The organism is uncultured Sphingomonas sp. (genome assembly GCF_913778135.1).
Taxonomy (GTDB): Bacteria; Pseudomonadota; Alphaproteobacteria; order Sphingomonadales; family Sphingomonadaceae; genus Sphingomonas.
The window spans coordinates 37527-51391 of sequence record NZ_CAJYVU010000017.1; the positions used below are offsets into that span (position 1 = coordinate 37527).

14 protein-coding genes are annotated in these 13865 nt (G+C 67.5%); 5 read left to right on the forward strand and 9 right to left on the reverse strand.

The annotated features are described in order from the left end of the window. Positions 1-66: 66 nt before the first annotated feature. From QZ847_RS01715 to dapA, 7 genes are all read right to left on the reverse strand, one after another. Positions 67-414: a response regulator gene (locus QZ847_RS01715; RefSeq protein ID WP_093002355.1), complete on the reverse strand. Its 348-nt coding sequence runs from the start codon at positions 412-414 to the stop codon at positions 67-69. 63 nt (positions 415-477) lie between these two features. After that, a complete protein-coding gene (locus QZ847_RS01720) occupies positions 478-2850 on the reverse strand; it encodes an ATP-binding protein (protein WP_294352510.1) in 2373 nt (790 codons plus the stop codon). A 13-nt stretch (positions 2851-2863) separates the two neighbouring features. Continuing rightward, complete coding sequence (locus QZ847_RS01725; protein ID WP_294352512.1) at positions 2864-4915, reverse strand: M13 family metallopeptidase; 2052 nt, start codon at positions 4913-4915, stop codon at positions 2864-2866. Positions 4916-4987: 72 nt separating this feature from the next. Then, a complete protein-coding gene (locus QZ847_RS01730) occupies positions 4988-5521 on the reverse strand; it encodes a DUF2062 domain-containing protein (protein WP_294352513.1) in 534 nt (177 codons plus the stop codon). 14 nt (positions 5522-5535) lie between these two features. After that, the gene (smpB, locus tag QZ847_RS01735; RefSeq protein WP_093002347.1) at positions 5536-6018 is read right to left on the reverse strand and encodes an SsrA-binding protein SmpB; all 483 of its coding nucleotides are present in this window, start codon (positions 6016-6018) and stop codon (positions 5536-5538) included. A gap of 101 nt (positions 6019-6119) precedes the next feature. Beyond that, positions 6120-6425, reverse strand: a complete 306-nt coding sequence (locus tag QZ847_RS01740) for a hypothetical protein (RefSeq protein ID WP_294352516.1) — start codon at positions 6423-6425, stop codon at positions 6120-6122. 52 nt (positions 6426-6477) lie between these two features. Next, complete coding sequence (gene dapA, locus QZ847_RS01745) at positions 6478-7359, reverse strand: 4-hydroxy-tetrahydrodipicolinate synthase (RefSeq protein ID WP_294352519.1); 882 nt, start codon at positions 7357-7359, stop codon at positions 6478-6480. A gap of 88 nt (positions 7360-7447) precedes the next feature. Between dapA and QZ847_RS01750 the strand changes: the two genes are divergently transcribed. From QZ847_RS01750 to QZ847_RS01770, 5 genes are all read left to right on the forward strand, one after another. Beyond that, entirely contained in the window at positions 7448-9433 is a 1986-nt protein-coding gene (locus tag QZ847_RS01750; RefSeq protein WP_294352521.1) for a lytic transglycosylase domain-containing protein, read from the forward strand. A gap of 32 nt (positions 9434-9465) precedes the next feature. Then, on the forward strand, positions 9466-9948 hold the full coding sequence (locus QZ847_RS01755) for a GreA/GreB family elongation factor (RefSeq protein ID WP_294352523.1): 483 nt from the start codon (positions 9466-9468) through the stop codon (positions 9946-9948). Between the two features lie 48 nt (positions 9949-9996). Continuing rightward, the gene (locus QZ847_RS01760) at positions 9997-10224 is read left to right on the forward strand and encodes a hypothetical protein (protein WP_294352525.1); all 228 of its coding nucleotides are present in this window, start codon (positions 9997-9999) and stop codon (positions 10222-10224) included. A 74-nt stretch (positions 10225-10298) separates the two neighbouring features. Beyond that, a complete protein-coding gene (locus QZ847_RS01765) occupies positions 10299-11108 on the forward strand; it encodes an NYN domain-containing protein (RefSeq protein ID WP_294352527.1) in 810 nt (269 codons plus the stop codon). After that, a complete protein-coding gene (locus QZ847_RS01770) occupies positions 11108-12733 on the forward strand; it encodes a M28 family metallopeptidase (protein ID WP_294352529.1) in 1626 nt (541 codons plus the stop codon). The genes QZ847_RS01765 and QZ847_RS01770 overlap by 1 nt, the downstream gene beginning before the upstream one ends. Positions 12734-12739: 6 nt before the next feature. Here the strand turns inward: QZ847_RS01770 and QZ847_RS01775 are convergent, their stop codons facing one another. Together QZ847_RS01775 and QZ847_RS01780 are read right to left on the reverse strand one after the other, a co-directional pair. Continuing rightward, positions 12740-13126, reverse strand: a complete 387-nt coding sequence (locus tag QZ847_RS01775; RefSeq protein WP_294352531.1) for an Hpt domain-containing protein — start codon at positions 13124-13126, stop codon at positions 12740-12742. Then, positions 13123-13865: response regulator transcription factor (locus QZ847_RS01780; RefSeq protein WP_294352533.1), on the reverse strand; the 743-nt coding region annotated here is incomplete at its 5' end. The genes QZ847_RS01775 and QZ847_RS01780, both read right to left, overlap by 4 nt.

A 13865-nucleotide genomic window follows, 5' to 3' on the forward strand; every position in this document is an offset into this window, starting at 1 on the left:
AAGCTATGGCAAGCCTAGAAGCGGATCGATGACAGAAAAGTTCGTCGAAGCCCCGACGCCGGCACGTCAGCCGAGCTTTGCCAAAGCCTGTTCGACGCCTTCCATCGTGTATGGCTTGGGCAGCATCGGCCGATCGCGGTACTCGGGCGCGATGTCGTCGCCGCCGCCGCCGCTCGCGAAGACGAATGGAATGTTCTTCGCCGCCAGCGCGTCGGCGATCGCGAAGCTCTTCTCGCCGCCACGCAGATTGACGTCGAGGATCGCGGCGTCGAGCGCGCCCTCCTCAACCATCGGCAGCGCCGCCGCGACGCTGTCGGCGGTACCGGCATGCTGGCGGTCGAGTGCGTCGAGGAAATCCTCGAGCATCATCGCGATCAAGGGTTCGTCTTCGACCAGGAGCACGCGCATTGTCATCGCGCGAAGCCATAACGTCCGCTCGGGCGAGTGCAACTGCCGCCCCCACAGCCTTGATCCAGATCAACCATTCGCGAGCGCGTCGCGCGCAGCCTCGGCTAATTGCTGGACCGAGAAGGGTTTGGGAAGGAAGGCGACGTGATCGAGGTCGATCGAGCGACGCAGCTGCTCCTCGGCATAGCCCGACATGAACAGGATCGGGATGTCGGGATAACGCTCCCGTACCGCACGTGCGAGTGTCGGGCCGTCCATCACCGGCATCATCACGTCGGACACGATCAGGCTCGGCCGCTCGGCGGTTTCGAGCAGCTCCAGCGCCGCCTCGCCGTGATCGGCGGAGAGCACCGTGTAGCCCTGCCGCGTCAACGCGCGCTCCGCGATCGCGCGGACCATATCCTCGTCCTCGACCAGCAGGATGGTGCCGCTGCCCCAAGTATCAGTCGTTTTGGTCCGCACCGGCGCGCGCGGCGTGGCCGCCTCGTCCCCGGCGGCATGGACCGGGAAATAGATCGTGAAGGTTGCTCCCTGTCCGGGACGCGAATCGGCGAAGATGTACCCGCCCGACTGTTTGACGATGCCGTAGACGGTGGAGAGACCCAGCCCGGTACCCTTGCCGACTTCCTTGGTGGTGAAGAAGGGCTCGAATATCTTCGGCAGCACTTCGGGCGGGATGCCCGTGCCGGTGTCGGCGATCTCCAGCGCCGTATAGTCGCCGATCGGCATGATGTCGGTGCCGCGCTGGCGGAGTTCTGCGATCGTCGCGGCGCGCGTCTGAATGGTGACGCGCCCTCCTGCGCCCTTCGCCAGCATCGCGTCGCGCGCGTTGACCGCCAGGTTGACGACGACCTGTTCCAGTTGCCCTGGATCGGCGCGCACCGCGCCCAGGTCGCGACCGTGCTTGACCTCCAGCACCACCGTTTCACCGAGCAGGCGGCGTAGCAGCGTTGACACTTCCGACACAACGTCGGGCAGCTGCAAGATCTGCGGCCGGAGCGTCTGCTGGCGCGAAAAGGCGAGCAATTGTCGCGTCAGGCTCGCTGCGCGGTTTGAGTTGGCGCGGATCTGCTGAATGTCATCGTAATCGCTGTCGCCGGGCGAATGGCGCATGAGCATCAGGTCGCAGTGACCGATGATCGCGGTCAGGATGTTGTTGAAATCATGCGCGACGCCGCCCGCCAGCTGGCCGACCGCCTGCATCTTGGTCGCCTGCGCGACCTCGCGCTTCAGGCGGTTCTCCTCGCCATTGTCCTTGAACGACAACAGCACCGACGCGCCGCCGAAGCCGCGGGTCGCCGCGATCGACAGCGCCACCGTCTCGTCGGGATGATCCTTCAGCCGAATTGCGAGATCAGCGGATTGCGCGCCCCCGGTCGTGAAGCGGCGGACGGCGTCGGCGACGGCGGCCTTGTCCTCGCGAACGACCAGATCGCCGGGATAGAGCGGCGGCGCGGCGGGTTCTGCGCCGGCCATGCGCGCGAAGGCCGCGTTCATCGCGAGAAAGCGTCCCTCACGATCGACCAGCGCCAGCCCGAACGGGATCACCGACAGCAATGTCTCGACATCGTGTGGATCGCCGACCGCGGCGGCGCTGCCCGCATCGTCGATCAGCGCAATGAGGGTCGGCGAATGATCGCCACTGCCCAACGCTACCTGCAGCAGGCGCATTGCCCCCGCATCCTCTTCGTCGCGCGTGAAGCGGATGCCGCGCTGCGCGTCGCCGACGAGCAGGTTCGCCAGATCCTGTCCCTCGATCGGCGCGTTGGCACGTCCGAAGGCGCGCGCCCGCAGTGCACGGTTGCCGGCGACGACCTTGCCATCGGCGTCGAGCAGCGCGGCCATCAGCCCCGCCTCACCCATGCGATCACCCATGACGCCGTCGAGCTCGTCGGCGATGCCGCCCAGCATGTCGGTCGTGCGCTGCCCGGTGAAGCGCCAGACGAGATGATCGCCCGCGTGGCCCGAGCGTGTCACCTCGACCGAGACCGGCTGTCCCGCAATCTCGATCCGCGCAGCTGCGGCATGGCCGTCGCGCCACGCGTCGCGCCCCGTCGCGGTCAGCCGCGCCAGGTCGGGGTCGGACAGCGCGAGGGCGGGCGGCGTCGGGAACCCGCCGCACATGGTCTCGTAAGCCTCGTTCGCGCAAACGAGATGACCCGTCCGCCCCGTCACCGCGACCGCATCTGTGTTGGCACTCGCCAGCGCCGCGGCGAGCGACCAATCGGCGGTCTGCTGGCTGACCGGCGGCTTCGCGAGCGCGACACGCAGCGCAATCGCCACGCCTGCGACAACGACCGCCGCAGCAAGGAATGCGCTCGCCACGACGATGCTGCCGATCAGCCACAGCACGATGCCGCCCGCGACCACCCCGGCGGCGAGCGCGATCAGCAGCGCGACGCGGGGTCCGCCGATGATCTCTCCTGTTTTGCCGCCGCGCATCGACGCGTGATCGTTACCAGATCTTCACGCGCGCGTCGGGCGCGAGGTACAGCTTGTTGCCGGGCTTGGGCTGGAACGCGGGATACCACGGGTCCATGTTGCGGACGATGTCGGTGCGCTGCTCCGATGGCGCATGCGGGTCGGTCAGCAGCCGCTGGCGCAGGTTTGCCTCGCGGTAGTTGCGCCGCCACACCTGCGCCCAGCCGAGATAGAAGCGCTGGTCGGCGGTGAAGCCGTTCAGCACCGGCGCGGGCTTGCCACCGAGCGAGGCATGATAGGCGTCGTACGCTGCCGACAAGCCGGCGAGATCAGCCGAGTTCTCACCCAGTGTCAGCGCACCCTTCACGTGCATGCCGGGCAGCGGTTCATATGCGTCATACTGTTTGACGAGCCGCTGGCTGAGCGCGTTGAACCGCTGCACGTCAGCATCGGTCCACCACTGCGTCAACCGGCCGTGCACGTCGTACTTCGCGCCCTGATCGTCGAAATGGTGGCTCATCTCGTGGCCGATCACCGCGCCGATCCCGCCATAGTTGACCGCCGGATCGGCCTTGGGATCGAAGAACGGCGGTTGCAGGATCGCCGCGGGGAAGGTGATCGCGACGAGCCCGAAGTCGGCCTGCGCGTTGACCGTCATCGGGGTCATGCCCCATTCCCAGCGATAGATCGGCTTGCCCAGCTTGGTCGCGTTGTAATCGTGGCGCCACTGGTTCGCGCGGAGCTCGTTGCCGAACGCGTCGCCCGCCTTGATCTCGAGCGCGGAATAATCGCGCCATTTGGACGGATAGCCGATCCGCGGGGTGAAGGCGGCGAGCTTCGCGTGCGCCTTGACCTTGGTCTCGGGCGCCATCCAGGTCAGCGCGTCGATCCGGCGGTTCATCGCCTGAATGACGTTCCGGACGAGCTGGTCCGCCGCCGCCTTGGTCTCGGGCGGGAAGTAGCGCGCGACATAGACCTTTCCGACCTCGTCGGCGAGCGCTCCGCTGGTGAAGTCGACCGCGCGCGTCCACCGCTCCTGCTGCTGCGGCGTGCCGCTCAGCGTGGTACCGTAGAAAGCGAAGTTCTCCTGATCGACCGCGCGCGGCAGCACGTCGGCGAAGCCGTCAAGGCTGCGCACCAGCAACTGATCGCGCAGCACCGCGATCGGTGCCGCAGCCAACGCCTGTGCGATGCCGGTGATAGCGGTCGGCTGGGCGACGATCAGCGTGCCGGCCGCGGTCCCGTTCGCACGCATGAAACTCGCGAAATCGAACCCGGGCGCGGACTGCTGCAGCTGCGCCAGCGTCATCTTGTTATAGGTCTTGTCGGCGTCGCGGCTGTCGACGCGGGTCCAGCTGACCTGCGCGATCTGCGTCTCGAACGCGACCAGCGCGGCGGCGCGTGCCTCCGCGTTCGGCTCGCCCGCGAGCGTCAGCAGCTTGGCTAGATGTGCCTGATACGCGGCCTTGGTCTGCGCCAGCTTCGGGTCGGTGCTGAGGTAATAATCGCGGTCAGGCATGCCGAGCCCGGCCTGCGACAGGCTAACTGCGTAAGTGTCAGGGCTCTTGTCGTCCTGCCCAACGTAGACGCCGAACGGCGTGTCGACGCCGTTGCGGTTCGCCTCTGCCAGCAGTGCGGCATAGCCCGCCTTGTCGGTCGCCTTGATCTTCGCGAGCCACGGCTGGATCGGCGCCAAACCGGCGCGCTCGATCGCGGCGGTGTCGAGATAGCTCGCATAGGCGCGGCCGATCTTCGATCCCCCATCCGTCCGCGCCGCCTCAAGCAGCCCGCGGGTACGCTGGCGCGACAGGTCGGCGAGCACAGAGAAGGCGCCGTAATTCGCCTCGTCGGCCGGGATCGCGGTCGTCTTCGCCCAAGTGCCGTTCGCATAGCCGTAGAAATCGTCGCCGGGCTTGACCGAGCGATCCATGCCGGCGGTGTCGAAGCCGAACGTACCATAGCGCGGACCGGCGCGCGGCGCCTCGTCGGCGGCCGGTGCGGGCTGCTGCGAGGCCGATTGGGCGAACAACGCGGCCGGGATCAGCGCCGCGGTGAAGAGTGCAGGAAACAGGATCGAACGACGCATGAACAATCACCCGTACGAGGAATGATCATTCCTTAGGCGCGCCCGCGAGGCCGCGCCAGCCTGCCCGCATGCTCAATCGCGCTGGTGGCGCGCCTTCCACTTGCGTGCGATCCACAGTCGCCAGCCGAGCGCCGCGAGACCATAGCCCAGCAACGCGCAGACGGTGGTGATCAGCAGCAATCCGAGCACCAGCGGTGGGCCTGCGTTCCACAACCATTGCAGCCAGCCGGTCGCCGCCTCTGCCACCGGCTGCGCCACCGTCGGCGCGTTGGTCCGCAGCAGCCAAGCGCCGATCTGATAGGCGGCGAACAGGATGAACGGCGTCGTTAGTGGATTGGTGATGAAGGTGGTCAGCGCCGCCACCGGCACGTTGGCGCGGAACGGCAGCGCGATCAGCGCCGCGATCGCGATCTGCCCGACCGGGAACAGGATGCCCGCAACCATGCCGAGTGCGACGCCGCGCGGCACCGAACGCCGGGTGAAGCGCCACAATTCGGGCGCGAGCACGCGGTGCGCGACCGGGCGAAGTATGCGGCTCTTTTCCATCGACTCGCGCGTCGGCAAGTTGCGCCTGCTCCACGCCGCGAACCGGTCCCACGTCGTCATCGGCCGCGTCGCCATCAGCCGTGGTCGCGCATGATGCGCCCGGCATCACGCTTCCACTCGCGCTCCTTGATGTGTTCGCGCTTGTCGTGCGCCTTTCTGCCCTTCGCCAACGCCAACTCCACCTTCGCGCGACCCTGCCCGTTGAAATACACGGTCAGGGGAACGAGCGTCATGCCCTCGCGCGCGACCGCACCGTGCAGCTTGTTTATCTCGCGCTCGTGAAGCAGGAGTTTACGTGGGCGCTTCGCTTCGTGGTTGAAGCGGTTGCCGTGGCTGAACTCGGGCACGTTGGAATTGACCAGCCACACCTCGTCGCCTCGCACCTCGGCGTAGCTTTCCGCGATCGATCCCTCGCCGAAGCGCAGCGACTTCACCTCGGTACCGGTCAGGACGATGCCGGCCTCGTACACGGTGTCGACCGCATAATCGAACCGCGCGCGGCGATTCTCGGCAACGATCTTCTTCTTATCGAAGGTGGCAGGCTTGGGACGCGACATGCCCGCGATGTAGGCATAAGGGCACGCGGCGGCAAAGGGCGTTCGTTACGATTGGCCGCGTTCGCTGACCGACCGGACCCGCAAGCGTGGGTACCCGCCAATCAGAACGGACGCTTCAATCTGAGCATGACGCGGTTGCTGGTGAAGCCACCGACACTACCCTGCTCTGTATCGGCGGAAACCGTGTTGTCGCCGATCTTGATCGCGGCCTTTGGCAGCGCCTGCGGGTCGGTCGAGTAGCGCTCGGGCGTGACGCGCAGGCGGAACTCTTCCTGACTGCGCGCGCAGACGACGATCGACGTGTCGCCGGGCTCAGCCTTCGGACACTCACGCGGCAGCACCGATCTCGGCTTTGGGAGGACGGGGCCGGACACCGCGACCTGTAGGAACAAGGCCGCGATCAGCATTGGATCATCCTCCATCGGGAAGGCTGCTGCATCGCTTCCTTCCCAATCATCATTACAGTCCCGCGTGCGCGAGGCCGGCGTCGACCGCGTGGCGTGATGCCTCTCCCGGCCATGTCATCGGCAACCTCAGGCCGCGCGGGAAGTCGGGCCGCACCTTGCTCACCGCATACTTGACGGGCCCCGGCGAGGCATCGGTGAACAACGCGGTGTGGAGCGGGAACAGCCGGTCGTGCAGCGTCCGCGCGGTCGCGTAATCCCCGCTGGCGCATGCCGCCTGGAAGTCGGCGCAGAGCCGCGGCGCGACGTTGGCACTGACGGAGATGCAACCGACGCCGCCGGTGGCGTTGAAGGCGAGCGCGAGATCGTCGTTGCCCGACAACTGGCAGAAGCCCTCACCCAGGCTGGCGCGGTGCTGCGACACGCGGGTGATGACGCCCGACGCGTCCTTGACCGCAACGAACACCTGCGGGAACGCCTGAACGATCCGCGCCAGCGTGTCGGGCAGGATGTCGGTCACCGTGCGCGCGGGCACATTGTAGAGCACGATCGGCAGCGGGGCGTCGTGCGCCAGCGCCTCGAAGTGGCGGAAAATACCCTCCTGCCCCGGGCGATTGTAATAAGGCGGCACCATCAGCGCAGCGTCGGCGCCGGCCTCCTTCGCGGCGATCAGATTGGCACGAGCGACCCGTGTATCGTTTGATCCGGCGCCCGCGATCACGGGCACGCGCCCGCGCGCCTGATCGACGCAGACGCGCACAATTGCGAACTGCTCCTCCTTGGTCAGCGTCGCCGCCTCGCCGGTCGTCCCGCACGGCACCAGCGCGGATGATCCTTCGGAAATCTCCCACTCGATGAAGTCGCGATAGACCTGCTCGGCGAACGCGCCATCATCGTCGAACGGGGTGACCAGCGCGGGGATCGAACCTGTGAACATAAGACGGACGCTCTCTCCGGCGCGATGAATATTCGAAGTCGTTCAGGACAGATACGGGTTGGATCGCTATCCTGTCCACCGATCTGGAATGGTGATGAAGGCGGGCGTGTTGATCGGTATCGTGGCGGGAGTTGGGGCGGCGCTGTTGCTCGCGCAGGGCCAGGTCGGTTCTGTGGGGCAATATCCGGCGAGCGTGCAGCCGAACGCGCAGGCGCAGGCGGCGGGGCTGGCGCAGGCGATCGCGCAGTGGAAAGTGTTGCAGCAGAGCGACTCACTGCCATTCGACACCTACGCCAATTTCCTGCTCGCGCATCCCGGCTGGCCCAACCAGACCGCCAACCGCCGTGCTGCGGAGAAGCAGGCGGCGAGCCCATACGCCTCGCCCGCGAACGTCATCGCCTTTTGTCGCCGCTTCCCGCCGCTGACCGGCGGCGGCTGGGTGGCGTGCGCGCGTGCCTATCAGGCGAGCGGCAATCAGAAGGAGGCCTATGCGGCGGCGCGGGCGGCGTGGCGCAGCGGCAGCCTTTCGCCGACCGACGAGAGCGCGGTGCTGACGAGCTTTTCGGGTGCGCTGACCCCGGCCGACCATGACGCGCGCATGGATACTTTGCTTTGGCAGGGACAGACCGGCGCGGCGGCGCGGCAGATCGCGTTGACGAGCGCCGGCGCGCGGCCGTTATTCGAGGCGCGGCTCGCGTTCCGCACCGGCGGGGAGAATGCGTCCGCGCTCGCCTCGGTCAACGATGCGGCGGGTGCGGCGGACGCAGGATACATCGCCGACAAGGCGGTGTGGCTGCGCAACAGCGGCGCCTCGCCCAGTGCGCGCAGCTGGCTGGCGCGGGCGCGGCAGGGCATGATCCGGCCGGGCAATGTCGAGAAATTCTACGAGGTGCTGCTGACCAACGCGCGCGGCGCGGCGGCGGATCACCAGTGGCAGACCGCCTACGACATCGCGCGCCAGATCGACGACGCTTATCCGACCGGCACCGACATTTCGACCAAGCCGTACGGCGAGCGCGACGATTACACGAGCCTCGCCTGGCTGGCGGGGCAGACCGCGCTCAAGCAGCTCAACCGGCCAGCTGACGCGGCCTTCCTGTTCCAGCGCTACGGCGAGGCGAGCCAGTCGCCGCAGACGCGCGCCAAGGGGTTCTACTGGGCAGCACGTGCAGCGGAGGCGGCCGGCAAGCCAGAGGCGCAGGGATTGTTCGCGCGTGCAGGCAGCTACCGCGACCAATATTACGGTCAGCTCGCGCTCGAGCACCTGCGCCAGCCGCTGGTCGCGCCGCCGGCGGTGCCGCAGCGCGCGATCGATCCCGCGGTGCGCGCCGCGTTCTTCAACCAGGAGACGGTGCGTGCGGCGCAGTTGCTGGGGCAGACCGGGCAGCGGCAGGACCAGACCGCGTTCATCCGCCTGATCGCCGCGGACGCGACCAGCGACACCGACCATCTGCTCGCCGACGAACTGTCGCGCCAACTCGGCCGCCCCGATCTGGCAGTGCTGGTCGGGCGCAGCGCGATGCAGAACGGGTTGACGCAATATAGCGCAGTTGCCTTCCCGACCGTTCCGGTGCCCGGCGGGTACGAAAGCCAGTGGACGATGATTCACGCGGTCAGCCGGCAGGAAAGCCAGTTTGATCGCGAGGCGCGCAGTCCCGTGGGGGCAAGCGGGCTGATGCAACTGATGCCCGCCACCGCGCGCGAGCAGGCGGGCAAGCTGGGACTGCCGTACGACGCGGGCCGGCTGACGACCGATACGAGCTACAACGTCATGCTGGGGTCGAGTTACTTCCAGCGTATCTTCGGGCTGTACGGCAGTTATCCGCTGGCGATCGCGGCGTATAATGCGGGGCCGGGCAACGTAAACAAGTGGCTGCGCGCAAACGGCGACCCGCGCACCGGCGGGGTCGACATGGTCGATTGGGTCGAGGCGATCCCGTACAACGAGACGCGCAACTACGTGCAGCGCGTGCTGGAGAATGCGGTCGTCTACGACCTGATGAACCCGGCACGTGCCAAGAGCCGTGGCCCGGCGAACCTCAGCTGGTATCTGGGGCGCAGCCGCATGGGGTGACGCCGCCGCTCCCGGTCGGCTAGTCGGGCGCGATGGATCGACCCAATTACATCACCCCGGCAGGCTATGCCGTACTGCGCCGCGAATACGAGCAATTATTCGCGACCGAGCGACCCAAGCTGGTCGAGACGATCTCCTGGGCGGCGGGCAACGGCGACCGCAGCGAGAACGGCGATTACATCTACGGGCGCAAGCGACTGCGCGAGATCGACCGGCGGCTCGGCTGGCTGTCCCGGCGGATGAAGGCGGCGAAGGTGGTCGATCCCGCCGCCGCGCCTGACCGCTCGCGCATCTTCTTCGGCGCGACCGCGCGGATCGTCGACGAGGACGATCACGAGCGCGAGCTGACGCTGGTCGGCGACGACGAGGCGGACGCGGGCAAGGGGCTGGTCGGGTGGAACGCGCCTCTCGCCCTCGCGCTGCGCGGGGCCGCAGTCGGCGACGTGCGCCGCGTGACGCTGCCCGCGGGCGAACGCGAATATGAGGTCTTGTCAGTCACCTATCCCGATCCTTGAGGAACGCGGGCGCGCGCCCGTCCGTTCGTGTGCGTGAAGGAGACGACCATGACCGAACAGACCCGCACCGACACCGCGCGCGACCACGATGACAAGGAGCTGATTGAAGGCATGATCCCCGCTGGAGAGGCGCAGACCGGCACCAGCGGCGGCGCGCTCGCCCGCGATGTCGGATCGCAGGCCGACATGAAGACGGTGACCGATCCCGATGGCACCACGCGTGCGACCAAGCGGGACGACATCGACGCAGGCGTCGCGTACGACAGCGATCGATAAGAAGCGTCGGCCCGCGCGTTGAACCACGACGCGCGGGTTGACCTCGCTGCCCCGCCGGTCGACACCGCTGAACGATGCCGACTGACGACACCCCCACCCGCAACATCGCGCTGCTGATCGACGCAGACAATGCGTCGTGGCACGCGCTTGACCCCGTGCTGACCGTGCTGGCGGAGCTTGGCACCGTCAACATCCGCCGCGTCTACGGCAATTGGTCGAAGCCGGGACTGAAGGGCTGGCGCGACATGAGCGTGCGTCACGGCATCGAACCGCAGCAGCAGTTCGACCTGACCAAGGGCAAGAACGCGACCGACATGAAGATGACGATCGACGCGATGGACCTGCTGTTCCGCGGCCGCGTGCAGGGCTTCGGGATCATGTCGTCGGACAGCGACTTCATGCCGCTCGCCACACGCATCCGGCAGGACGGCCTGCCCGTCTACGGGTTCGGCACCGCCAAGACGCCGCAGGGTTTTCGCCAGGCGTGCAGCCGCTTCATCGACGTGGCCGCGCTCGAACAAGCGAATGGCGCTGAGGCAGCGCCTGTCACGGCCGCAGAGCCGATCGCCGACACGCCCCCCAGCGACCTTGGGCTGACCGATGCGCTACCGCCCTCGATCGGCGCGAAACCTGCTGCGGCGAAGAAGGCCAAGCCGCCGGTCGATCAGGAACTGCTCAAGCTGCTGATCGATGCCTATGACGCGTCGAAGCGCGACGAGAAGGGCTATGTCAGTCTGTCGGCGATGGGTCAGCTCGCCGCCAATCGTTCATCGTTCGATGTTCGCAACTACGGGTTCAAGCGGCTGTCCGACCTGGTCGAGTCGGTGCCCAATTTTCAGATCGAGCGGCGTGATGGCCGCGCTCTCGTCAAAAGGGTTCGTTGATGCGCTCCATCCTGCTCGCCGGCGCCGCGGCGCTGCTGTCGACTGCCGCCGCGGCGCAGACCGATCCGGCACGCCTGTCGGAGACGGTGAAGACGCTCGCCTCCGATCGCTTCGGCGGCCGCGCGCCGGGCACCGTGGGCGAAAAAGTCACCGTCGACTGGCTGGTCACGCAGCTCAAGGCACTGGGGCTGGAGCCCGGCGGCGAGAACGGCGCGTGGACGCAGGCGGTGCCGATGATCCACACACAGATCGGCGCCGAGGCCGCGATGCGCGTGGGCAAGACCGTGCTGGCGCAGGGCAAGGAGATCGCGGTCACCACGGTGCGCGCCGCGTCCGACATCGCGATCCGCGACGCGCCGATGGTCTTCGTCGGCTACGGCGTGTCCGCACCCGAGGCGAAGTGGGACGACTTCAAGGGCCAGGATCTGCGCGGCAAGGTCGCGGTGTTCCTCGTCAACGATCCCGACTTCGAGGCGCAGGCGGGCGAGGACGCGAAGGGCCGCTTCGGCGACCGTCGCATGACCTATTATGGGCGCTGGACCTACAAGTTCGAGGAAGCCGCGCGGCGCGGCGCGGTCGCGGCGCTGATCGTCCACGACACCGAAGGTGCGGGCTATCCGTGGTCGACGGTAAATGCCTCGAACGGCGAGAATTACGACATCGTCCGCGCGGCGAACGATCCGCGCGTGCCGTTGCAGGGCTGGATCGAGCACGACACCGCCGATCGCCTGTTCAAGGATGCGGGGCTAGACCTCGCCACCCTGCGCGCCCAGGCGAGATCGTCGTCGTTCCGGCCGGTCGATATGAGGACGGGCTTTTCTGCCGCCGCCAAGGTCGCGGTGGAGCGTATTCAGAGCGCCAACGTCCTCGCCAAGATCCCCGGCAGCAAACGTCCGCGCGAGAGCGTGATGTTCGGCGCGCACTGGGATGCGTACGGCGAAGGTCCGGCGGACGCGAGCGGCGCGACGCTGCGACCGGGCGCCAACGACGACGCGCTCGGCATCGCCGGGATCATCGAGCTGGCGCGGCAGTTCAAGGCGATGCCGGCGCCCGACCGCACGTTGGTCTTCGCTGCATGGACGGGTGAGGAGCGCGGGCTGCTCGGTTCGGAATATTACGCGACGCATCCGGTCTACCCGCTCGGGCTCACCGCCGCCAATCTGACGCTGGATATCTTGCAAACTGCGGGCCCGGCGCGCGACGTGATCCTGGTCGGCAAGGGGCAGACCTCGCTCGACGAGCTGCTGGCGCGCGCGGCGGCGGGACAAGGGCGCACGATCACGCCCGAGACATTCAGCGAGCGCGGGTTGTTCTACCGTGCCGACCATTTCTCGGTCGTGCGGCGCGGCGTGCCGTCGCTGCTGCTGATGGCGCTGGGCGGTGCACCCGACCTGCGGACCGGCGGCGCGGTTGCGGGGCAGAAGTGGCTCGACGGCTACATGGCCTGTTATCACAAGACGTGCGATCGCTGGTCGGCCGATTGGAACCTCGTCGGTGCGGCGCAGGACGTCGACCTGTTCCGCGACATGGGTGAGCGGTTGAGCCACGCCGGCGTCTGGCCGACGTGGAGCGCCGGATCGGAGTTCGCGGCGACGCGCGCGCAGACCGCGTCCGAGCGGCGCTAGCCCGTCTCAGGCGGCGTCGCGCAACCCGGCCTGCACCGTCTCCAGCTCTGCCAGCGTGTCGAGCGCGCAGGCCGGCAGCTCCTGCGCCTGAGAGATGATCGCGTCGTCGCTGGCATGTTCGACCGTGTCGGCAATCAGTGCGATCCGGCGTGCACCGATGCTGAGCGCGGCACCTTTAAGGAAGTGCGCGGCCGCACGCGCGTTGGCGAGGTCACCTTGCCGCGCCAGATGAAGCACCATCGACGGCCGCGTTTCCAGCTCCTTGGTGAAGGTGCGGATCAGTTGGAGGACCTGCGCGCCCGGCAGAAATTCCGCATAGTCGCGCAGCTGCGCCGGATCGATCAGCGGAGCTTGTTCGGCCTCGATCGTGGCAGGATGGGTGATGACGGTCACGATTGTGCTCGCTGTAGCATGAGGATGGCCTGCGTGCGGTTGGGCACCGCCAGCTTCTTCAGAATGGCTTTGACGTGCGCCTTCACCGTGATCTCCGACAGTCCCAGGTCAAACGCGATTTGCTTGTTGAGGCGCCCGCTCTCCATCGCATTCAGCACGCGCGACTGCGCGCCGGTCAGCGACGACAGTCTGGCGAAGTCGCTGTCGGCGGGCATGGCGGCGTCCGCGACCGGAAAGGAGAACCATGCCTCCCCCGCGATCACCGCGCGGATCGCATCCACCATCACCGAGATTGGCGTCGCCTTCGACAGATAGCCGTGCGCGCCGGTGGCGGCGACCTGCTGCTCGACATCGGGGTTGAGCGCTCCGCTGATCACCAGCATCCGCAGGTGCGGGAAGCGCTTCAGCAAGGCAGGCACCCCCAGTACCGACTTGTTGTCGGGCAGCGCCAGATCGAGCGTCATCAGCGTCGCATCGGCCGCATGCTCGCTCGCCTCGGCCAGTGACGCCGCCTCTACCACCGTCAGCTCCGGCGCCGCCACGCCCAGCGCCATCGCGGTCGCCTGTCGGCACATCGGATGATCATCGACGACGATCGCGAGTGCCGGGGTAGGGTGAGATGCGAGAGAGACGGCGGACATGTCGAGCGGCTCCGATAGGCTCGCACCCGTGCGGCGGTGCGATCGATCGGCGGTTAGGGCAGCAATGGTAAGCAAAGCGGTAACGATGCCCGGAAGCG

What these genes read in the sequence shown, in the direction of transcription:
- QZ847_RS01715 (WP_093002355.1), bottom strand. Translation starts at nt 414, where the DNA reads ATGACAATGCGCGTGCTCCTGGTCGAAGACGAACCCTTGATCGCGATG.
- QZ847_RS01720 (WP_294352510.1), bottom strand. Translation starts at nt 2,850, where the DNA reads ATGCGCGGCGGCAAAACAGGAGAGATCATCGGCGGACCCCGCGTCGCG.
- QZ847_RS01725 (WP_294352512.1), bottom strand. Translation starts at nt 4,915, where the DNA reads ATGCGTCGTTCGATCCTGTTTCCTGCACTCTTCACCGCGGCGCTGATC.
- QZ847_RS01730 (WP_294352513.1), bottom strand. Translation starts at nt 5,521, where the DNA reads ATGACGACGTGGGACCGGTTCGCGGCGTGGAGCAGGCGCAACTTGCCG.
- smpB (WP_093002347.1), bottom strand. Translation starts at nt 6,018, where the DNA reads ATGTCGCGTCCCAAGCCTGCCACCTTCGATAAGAAGAAGATCGTTGCC.
- QZ847_RS01740 (WP_294352516.1), bottom strand. Translation starts at nt 6,425, where the DNA reads ATGCTGATCGCGGCCTTGTTCCTACAGGTCGCGGTGTCCGGCCCCGTC.
- dapA (WP_294352519.1), bottom strand. Translation starts at nt 7,359, where the DNA reads ATGTTCACAGGTTCGATCCCCGCGCTGGTCACCCCGTTCGACGATGAT.
- QZ847_RS01750 (WP_294352521.1), top strand. Translation starts at nt 7,448, where the DNA reads ATGGTGATGAAGGCGGGCGTGTTGATCGGTATCGTGGCGGGAGTTGGG.
- QZ847_RS01755 (WP_294352523.1), top strand. Translation starts at nt 9,466, where the DNA reads ATGGATCGACCCAATTACATCACCCCGGCAGGCTATGCCGTACTGCGC.
- QZ847_RS01760 (WP_294352525.1), top strand. Translation starts at nt 9,997, where the DNA reads ATGACCGAACAGACCCGCACCGACACCGCGCGCGACCACGATGACAAG.
- QZ847_RS01765 (WP_294352527.1), top strand. Translation starts at nt 10,299, where the DNA reads ATGCCGACTGACGACACCCCCACCCGCAACATCGCGCTGCTGATCGAC.
- QZ847_RS01770 (WP_294352529.1), top strand. Translation starts at nt 11,108, where the DNA reads ATGCGCTCCATCCTGCTCGCCGGCGCCGCGGCGCTGCTGTCGACTGCC.